Raw genomic sequence first — 7,866 nt, 5'->3', positions numbered from 1 at the left:
GAGGGTTGCGAGATCGACTGAAATCAATCACACCGTGGCTCTAGAACACGGTGGTCCGACTATCGGGGACCTGCCAGGCGGACACCTTTTGATCGAAGAACTCGTAAACTCGACGCAGCATTAAAAAGTTCAGAAACGACGTAGCGACCAATCTACCGAGAGTGCAACCTTCTGTTCGTCGCGCCGCGGGTCGAGGCAACCTGGACAGATTCAAGATTGATCAGGTCAACTGCACAGAGAGAACTGTGACGATGGCCGGGTGGCTCTGAGAACGGGCCTATGGAGTTAACAACGTAGGCGCGGACGCCTTTGGCAGACTGATCGCGTCATATGAGGCATCCTGAACATCGTGACTTCCAAAGCAAGACGTACGCGACGCTCACTGGGCCAGCGACTCGGCGGGCCGCTGGCAACTCTTGTCGAAGGGTACTTGCCACCGTCCGATTCTAAGATCGGGGCAGTGATGTCGACGGTCGGCTTGCCGTGGGAGGGACCGAACAAGCAAGCCCGGATGCGTTCAGCGTTTGAGTCCGCGTCGCAAGAAGCGGCCGTCGACGCGGCCGAGCGAGTACTTGAGCTTTTGAGCATCGAAAACGGTGCGTTCATACGTGCGATCGACGGCTCTTCCGAAGATGATGAGCGACTGATTAAAAGGGCTGTGGCAGACATACGTTCTGTTCTTCAAACCTACGGTTTCGATCTCGATCTCGATGGCAGGCTTTGCGAGGAGACTGCCATAGCCACATCGCCCCCTCCTGCACCGAATCCTTCGGGTATGACAGGGGCGTACACGCTACCAACTACACGAGATTTGGCCACGCCTACGACCGAGGGGACGACCATGATTGTCGAGCCAGCGAATGCTAGAAACGTTTTCTTGGTGCACGGACGCGATAAAAAGATCAAGTCTGCTATGACGGACCTGCTTAGAGCATTCGACCTCCGGGTAATCGACTGGGAGGAGGCCGCTGCCGCGGCCAAGAGCGGTTCGCCCAGCACGTTGGAAATCGTCCACGCTGGCATGCGTATCGCGCACGGGGTTGTTGTCCTCTTCACAGCGGATGACCTAGGCCAGTGCAAGGAGAGTTTTCTAATCGATGGCGACGGAAGCGATGAACGTGATCTGACCGGACAAGCAAGGCAAAACGTCATGTTTGAAGCTGGAATGGCTATAGGCATCGACCAGAAACGAACTGTCCTCGTCCACCATGGACGAGTGCGCTGGAACTCGGACCTCCAAAGCGTCAACTACGTATCTATTGACGACTCCCATCAAAGTCGCCTGAGGCTTGGCCAACGGTTGCGCACAGCCGGGTTGACAGTTCACCTGGAGAACAGCAACTTCAACAATGCAGGCGACTTCTCAGCACCTGCCGCTATTAGCCCGCACCGCAGCGACCCCACTTCGCAACCCGAACCTCCGCCACGCCCAGAGGTGGACAACGACATAATCGTGGAGTGGATGTATGACCCCACCCAACGCGGCAGACTTCTACAGATGGTTCAGAGCCGAACCCGGCACCTCGATAAGGCCGTGAACGCCCTCGGGATACCAGCAGATGACACGAGCGAATCGGCTCTACTGAGCTATTACGACGACCTCCTGCGAATGAGTACGCCCATTGCAGAGCTATTGCGGCGAGGGGCAATTCACGACCGTGACGGGTCATATAGCGACGTCTGGAACGGTGCGCTTCAGCAAATGATGCGCATACGCCGCCCTGCGATGATGCCGGCAGGGCAGATTATTCAACAACTTCCGCCGGAGCGTTTCAGCAAAGCCCGGCATCTGCCCGCAATGTTGACGCTCCGAACCATCGGACTGAGTTCTGTTCTTGCTAGCCGCGATCACCCCGGCGGTGATCAGCCTCTTACCCGGCTCTGGATGGCGATGGGAAGGGCGTCCTGGCACGACCCTGAGGCATCCCGTCGCGGTACGGCTCCAGGGAGCAGAACTGCACTCGATCTGTTGGACGAACACGAGGTTCTAGACGCCCAGACAGTTCACGGCCATGTTGGACTCAAGTTCAGTATGAGTAGATACGCCCGTCAGCTTCTATACCCAGTTTTCGAAGATGTGTGTTTCGATGAGGTCGAGTGGGAAACCTTGAACGACCAATTTGAGTATCGCCGGGCTCTCCTCTATGTCAGGGCGGGACATCCAATACCACCGATGCTCGCGTCTGGCGAGCGACGTTGGACTTCGGCGGGCTGGCATCCAGAAATAAACTTTCTCAATGAGGTCGACCTCAGCGATCCCGGTTCCCCATGGGTAGTCGCCACCACAGGCGAGCCAATGATCGATCACAGCCATCTCGAAACGGTGCGACAAACAGCGCGACGACAATTGTCACACTGAGAATGGCCTCGTACTTTGCACTTCCATAGCCCAATTGGGGTGCAACCGAACTCGTTAGAACGATAAATTGCGGTGATCAGCTGTGTGCGTGCAACGGTCGTCCCGACAGCGCCATCATCGCCTCACCGAGTGCCTCGTTCTGCGTGGGGTGGGCGTGCACGAAACTACCGACCTCCGACGGCAATGCTTCCCACGCGACCGCGAGTTGCGCCTCACCGATCAGTTCGCCCACTCGATCGCCGACGAGGTGGACGCCGACTACGGGACCGTCGTCTCGGGCGCGAATTACCTTGACTCCGCCTGCGGTGGCCAGAATGCGGCTTTTGCCATTGCCGCCGAGGTCGTAGACCACCGACGTCACGGTGCCGTACTTCTCCTCCGCGGACTTCTCGGTGAGACCGACGGACGCAACCTCGGGATGCGAATAGGTCACGCGCGGAACGAGATCGCCGTCGATGCGTGCGGGCGAAAGGCCGGCAATGTGCTCGGCAACGAACATGCCGTGCTGGAAACCGCGGTGAGCCAACTGATATCCCGCCACGATGTCGCCGACGGCGTAGACGCCGTCCGCGGTGGTGAGCAGGTTGTCGTCGACAGTCACGAAGCCGCGTTCGGTGACGATGCCCTGCTCGGCCAGACCGAGACCGTCGGTACGGGGTCCACGTCCCACGGACACCAGGACGAGATCCGCGGTGAGGGTGTCTCCGGATGACAATGCCACCGAAACGTCGTCGGGAGAGTCGGCGACGGACTCGACCTTGGTGCCGGTACGAATGTCTATGCCGCGCTTACGTAGTGCCTTCGTCAACTGCTTCGAGGACCACTCGTCTTCACCGGGAACGATGCGATCGAGGGCTTCGACGACGGTGACCTTGGCACCGAAAGAAGCCCAGATACTGGCGAATTCGATACCGATGACTCCGCCGCCCAGTACGACGACGGACTCGGGGATACGGTCGAGCGCCAATGCGTCGTCGCTGGTGAGAATCCGAGGTCCAAGCTCGATGCCCGGGATGGTGCGCGAATACGATCCGGTCGCGAGGACCAGCGAAGACCCGGTGATGCGTCGACCGTCCACCTCGACGGTACGAGGACCGACCACCTGTCCACGGCCCGAGACGATTTCGATGCTCGGACGCTTCAACAAGCCTTGCAGTCCGGAGTACAGACCAGCGACCACGCTGCGTTGATAGTCCAGTGCCGCAGGCATATCCACACCTGTCAGCGATGCGGTGACGCCGACATGCGCCGAACCGCGGACCGCGTCGGCCACCTCGGCGGTGTGCAGCAGAGCCTTGGTGGGGATACATCCGCGGTGCAGGCACGTGCCGCCGAGCTTGTCCTCCTCGATCAGAGCGACCGACAGGCCGAGCTGTTCGGCCCGCAGGGCGCAGGAGTACCCGCCGGATCCACCGCCGAGGATGAGAACATCGACGTCGCTCATCGGACGGATCCCAATGCCACGACGGGGTTCTCGACGAAATCGGCCACGGTACGCAAGAACCCGCCGGCCACTCCGCCGTCGCACACGCGGTGATCGAATGCCAACGACAGCTGCGCCACCTTGCGGACGGCGAGTGCGCCGTCGACCACCCACGGGCGGTCGATGATGCGTCCGATCCCCAGAATCGCGGCCTCGGGGTGGTTGATAATCGCGGCCGAGCCGTCGACACCGAATACTCCGTAGTTGTTGAGCGTGAACGTTCCGCCGCTCAAGCGAGCTGCAGGGAGAGAACCGGTACGTGCCAGTTCGGTCAGCTCGGCCAACCGCTCGGAGAGCTCCTTCAGATCGGCCTTATCGGACTGTGGCACAACGGGAACCATCAGTCCTCGATCGGTCTGCGCGGCAATACCGAGTCCGACGTTCTCGTAGCGCAGGATCTCACCCGCAGCGGTATCGACCGTGCTGTTGAGCTCGGGGAACTTGGACAGCGCGATCATCGTCAGCTTGGCCAGAACCGCCAGCAAAGTCACCTTCACGCCGTCGATGGAGGCGTCGAGGTCGCGTCGGGCTTGCAGCAGAGCCGTCGCGTCGACGTCGACCCAGACGGTGGCTTCGGGAATCTCCGAGCGACTGCGAGAGAGTTTGTCTGCGATGGTCTTACGAATCCCGGTGATCGGGATTCGCGTGACGCCCTCCGGCGAGGACGCAACGGTCGCACCGGCCAAGGCTCGCTCGACGTCCGCGCGGGTGATAACGCCGTGGCCGCCGGCGGTATCGATACTCGCCAGATCCAGCCCACCCTGCAACGCCATGCTGCGAACGATCGGGGAGAGCACCTTCGGTGCATGTGAGTGGCTCTGTTCGCTGGTCGCTCCGCGAGCTCCACTCCTATGCGTAGCCTGGGTCGAGTTTCCGCTCACATGCGGCGCAGCCGCTCTCCGACGACGACCGGTCGGGCCGTGGCCGGTGCCGTAGCCGATCAGCACATTGCCCGAGCCAGCCTTTTCCTCTTCGCGGTAACGCTCATGGGCCGCGGACACATCGGCGACGGCACCACCGGCGATGCTGATCAGGGGAGCGCCGACGGCCAGCGAGGTGCCCTCGGCCGCATGCAGTTCGCCGACAACACCCTCGAACGGGCAGGGCACCTCGACGGACGCTTTCGCGGTCTCTACTTCGACGACGACTTGATCGATGGTGACCGTATCGCCGGGCTTGACCTTCCACTGGACAATCTCGGCCTCGGTCAGTCCTTCGCCGAGGTCGGGGAGCAGGAATACCTGCATGCTCATACCGTGACCGCCTTGCTGAGGTCGGGCGCATCGTTCCACTGCAGTCGGTCCATGGCATCGAGCACACGGTCGGCGGATGGCAGGTGGAAGTGCTCGAGTTTCGGTGCAGGGTAGGGAATGTCGAGTCCCGTCACTCGAAGTACCGGAGCGTGCAGGTGATGGAAGCAGCGCTCGGATACCCGTGAGGCGATCTCCGCGGCGACACCGGAGAAGCCCTGTGCTTCCTGAATCACGATGCAGCGTCCGGTCTTGCGTACCGAGGCTGCGACGGTCTCGTCGTCGAACGGATTGAGCGACCGCAGATCGATCACCTCGACGCTCCGGCCGTCCTCGGCCGCGAACTCTGCGGCTTGCATGGCTACAGACACGGTGGGACCGTACGCGAGAAGTGTGACGTCGGTACCGGCGCGGCGCACGACAGCGGTGCCGATCGGCTCGGTCTTGGTCAGCTCGATGTCGTCCTTGGAGAAGTACAGCCGCTTCGGTTCGAGGAAGATCACCGGATCGGGATCTGCGATGGCGTCGCGCATCAGTGAGTACGCGTCGGCGACGGTGGACGGGGAGACGACCTTCAACCCCGGGGTGTGGGCGTAGTAGGCCTCGGATGAGTCGCAGTGATGCTCGACGCCGCCGATGCCGCCGGCGAACGGAATCCGAATGACCATCGGTGCGGTCAGCGAGCCGCGAGTTCTGTTGCGCAGCTTGGCGACATGGGACACGATCTGCTCGAAAGCCGGGTAGGCGAAGGCGTCGAACTGCATCTCGACGACGGGCTTGTAACCCGACATCGCCATTCCGATCGCGAATCCGACGATGCCCGACTCCGCGAGCGGGGTGTCGAAGCAGCGATCGTCACCGAAGTCTCGGGTCAGTCCGTCGGTGACGCGAAAGACGCCGCCGAGCGTGCCGACATCCTCGCCGAAGACGACGACCTTCTCGTCCTCGGTCAACGCGTCGCGCAGGGCGGCGTTGAGGGCCCCGGCCATGGTCATCGTGGTCATGACAGTTCTCCTGCTGCGATTTCGGCGGCGACCTGATTTCGCTGTTCGGTCAGGCCGGGGGTGGGGGAGGAGTAGACGAACCGGAACAGATCCTCGGGGTCGACGTCCTGCTCGACGTTCATGCCCGCGCGAAGTACCGCGGCATCGGCGTCGGCGGATACCGTCATCTGTTCGCGCAGCTCGTCGGTGAGAAGACCCTGGGCCTCGAGGTAGGAATCGAGGCGCGAGAGTGGATCTCGGGCCAACCATCCCTCGACCTCGTCTGCCTTGCGGTAACGAGTGGCGTCGTCGGCGTTCGTGTGGGCATCCATGCGGTAGGTATGCGCTTCGACGACAACAGGTCCCTTGCCTGCACGGACGTACTTCACGGCCTCGTCCATCACGGCCATCATCGCGATCGGGTCGTTTCCGTCGACCTGCTCGCTGCCGATGCCGTACCCGACTCCCTTGTGCGACAGCGACGGAGCCGCAGTCTGGCGAGCCAGGGGAACGCTGATCGCGAAGCCATTGTTCTGCACCAGAAAGATGACCGGGGCCCGGAACACCGCGGCGAAGTTGAGGGCCTCGTGGAAATCGCCCTCACTGGTGGCTCCGTCGCCGCAGAACGCGAGGGCGATGGTGTCGCGACCCTGCTTGGCCTCGGCGTATGCGAAGCCGGTCGCATGCAGCAATTGTGTTGCCAGAGGCGTGCATTGGGGAGCGACCTTGTAGGCGGTCGGGTCGTAGCCGCAGTGCCAGTAGCCGGCGAGCATGCCGAGCAACTCCACCTGGTCGACGCCTCGCGCCGCGAGAGCCATCGAGTCGCGGTACGTCGGGAACATCCAATCCTGCTCACCCAGGCACAAGGCGGCGGCGATCTGACACGCCTCCTGTCCGCGCGAGGACGGGTACACCGCGAGCCGACCCTGCTTGGTCAATGCCGTTGCCTGCTGGTCGAATCGGCGACCGTGGACCATCGAGCGGTACATCTCGAGCAGGCGCTCGTTGGACGGGTGTGCGTAGCGGGCGGCACTGTCCACGCCCGTCCCATCGGGTGCGAGATATTGCACGGGACGGTCGGCAGGCATGAACTGTTGGTAGGACGTTGCCGGAACCTTCTCGACGGTCGTCATGTCGCACTCTCCTGAAATCGGCTTGTACGGCGATTCTGGTCGGTTCGGTGAGGAAGAAGGCCGATCGTCGTAGAATTGCAGACATATGGCTGCCGATCTCAGCTCAGACATGAAATGTGTCCGATCGGCTCAACGAACCACCAGGTAGGAGCGGACGAATGGACGACGTCTCGAGACGTGTGGAATTGGACGACACGGATCGTCGCATCCTCGCCGAGCTGACCTCGGATGGACGGGTCTCGATGCGGGTGCTGGCCGATCGGTTGAATCTCTCTCGTGCACATACCTATACGCGCGTCGACCGACTGAAGGATTCCGGTGTCATCGAGCGATTCACCGTGCAGGTCGACCACGGGGCGTCCGGGCTAGGGACCTCCGCGTTCATCGCGTTGTCCATCCGTCAGGATTCGTGGCGCAGTGTGTCCGAGGGGTTGCGGTCGATGGAGTTCGTAGACCACTTCAGTTTGCTCGGTGGCGATTTCGACGTGCTCGTACTCATCAGGACTCCCGACAACGAGAGTTTGCGGCAAGTGGTGCTGGAGGGCCTGCAGTCGCTCGACGGCGTCCGGGCGACGCGCACGTGGTTGATCTTCGACGAGGACCGAGGTGGTCTGGGACGAACTGCGCCGCCCACCGAACGCTGAAGGTGGGCGGCGTC

6 protein-coding genes are annotated in these 7,866 nt (G+C 61.9%); 2 read left to right on the top strand and 4 right to left on the bottom strand.

What is annotated here, in order from left to right:
* Positions 1–349 precede the first annotated feature (349 nt).
* Positions 350–2,359, top strand: coding sequence for a nucleotide-binding protein (locus tag R4P47_RS23070; protein ID WP_317785875.1), 2,010 nt, complete (start codon positions 350–352; stop codon positions 2,357–2,359).
* 76 nt (positions 2,360–2,435) lie between these two features.
* Here the strand turns inward: R4P47_RS23070 and lpdA are convergent, their stop codons facing one another.
* The 4 genes from lpdA to pdhA are packed head-to-tail and all read right to left on the bottom strand — an operon-like array spanning position 2,436 to position 7,208.
* Positions 2,436–3,803: a dihydrolipoyl dehydrogenase gene (gene lpdA, locus R4P47_RS23065; protein ID WP_317785874.1), complete on the bottom strand. Its 1,368-nt coding sequence runs from the start codon at positions 3,801–3,803 to the stop codon at positions 2,436–2,438.
* Positions 3,800–5,095: a dihydrolipoamide acetyltransferase family protein gene (locus tag R4P47_RS23060; protein WP_317785873.1), complete on the bottom strand. Its 1,296-nt coding sequence runs from the start codon at positions 5,093–5,095 to the stop codon at positions 3,800–3,802. The genes lpdA and R4P47_RS23060 overlap by 4 nt, the downstream gene beginning before the upstream one ends.
* Entirely contained in the window at positions 5,092–6,096 is a 1,005-nt protein-coding gene (locus tag R4P47_RS23055) for an alpha-ketoacid dehydrogenase subunit beta (RefSeq protein ID WP_243610427.1), read from the bottom strand. The genes R4P47_RS23060 and R4P47_RS23055 overlap by 4 nt, the downstream gene beginning before the upstream one ends.
* Complete coding sequence (pdhA, locus tag R4P47_RS23050; RefSeq protein ID WP_317785872.1) at positions 6,093–7,208, bottom strand: pyruvate dehydrogenase (acetyl-transferring) E1 component subunit alpha; 1,116 nt, start codon at positions 7,206–7,208, stop codon at positions 6,093–6,095. Before pdhA ends, R4P47_RS23055 begins: the two co-directional genes overlap by 4 nt.
* A gap of 158 nt (positions 7,209–7,366) precedes the next feature.
* Here pdhA and R4P47_RS23045 point away from each other — a divergent pair, with 158 nt between their 5' ends.
* Positions 7,367–7,852 (top strand): Lrp/AsnC family transcriptional regulator, encoded by a 486-nt coding sequence (locus R4P47_RS23045; RefSeq protein WP_037187587.1) that lies wholly within the window; start codon positions 7,367–7,369, stop codon positions 7,850–7,852.
* Positions 7,853–7,866: the final 14 nt, after the last annotated feature.

Origin of the sequence: Rhodococcus sp. IEGM 1370 (assembly GCF_033142325.1) — a bacterium.
Taxonomy (GTDB): Bacteria; Actinomycetota; Actinomycetes; order Mycobacteriales; family Mycobacteriaceae; genus Rhodococcoides.
This window is presented reverse-complemented; position numbering and strand designations above follow the sequence as displayed.